This is a genomic window from Halomonas sp. SIMBA_159 (assembly GCF_046536035.1).
GTDB lineage: Bacteria > Pseudomonadota > Gammaproteobacteria > Pseudomonadales > Halomonadaceae > Vreelandella > Vreelandella venusta_A.
In genome coordinates, this window is the sequence record NZ_JAWJBT010000183.1 from 1 (window position 1) to 363 (window position 363).

At 65.3% G+C, this 363-nt stretch carries 1 protein-coding gene; it reads right to left on the bottom strand.

Annotated elements, in window-relative coordinates:
- On the bottom strand, positions 1-169 hold a 169-nt coding region (locus R0J87_RS18910; RefSeq protein ID WP_498888148.1), incomplete at its 3' end, for a TetR family transcriptional regulator.
- Positions 170-363 lie beyond the last annotated feature (194 nt).

Genomic DNA, 363 nt, shown 5'->3' on the forward strand with positions numbered 1-363 from the left:
AGTGCGCATAGAGCGTCTGCTTGGAAAAGCCTGCGCGTGCAGCGACGGCCTCCATGCTCAGGCGCATGCCCTGTTCGGCCAGCAGAGCATGCACGGCTTCATGGACGGCGTCGTGCACGCGCTTTTCACGCGATTGCCGCGGCCGGGAGCGGGTGGGGGTCGGCATCATGGGGTGGACTATACCGTCCAGTTCAGTTTTAAAGTAGCCTTGACGACGGCCCTTCGACCATGCACAAATGCGCCGGTTCTTGGCGTCCCTGGCGGTTGGTGGCGGGTCGCCGGCGTCACGTGCCAGGCGACCGCCGGCGTCGGGAAGCCGTCGCTTCGCGCATCCATGCGCATCCGCACTGCTTGGACGGAATG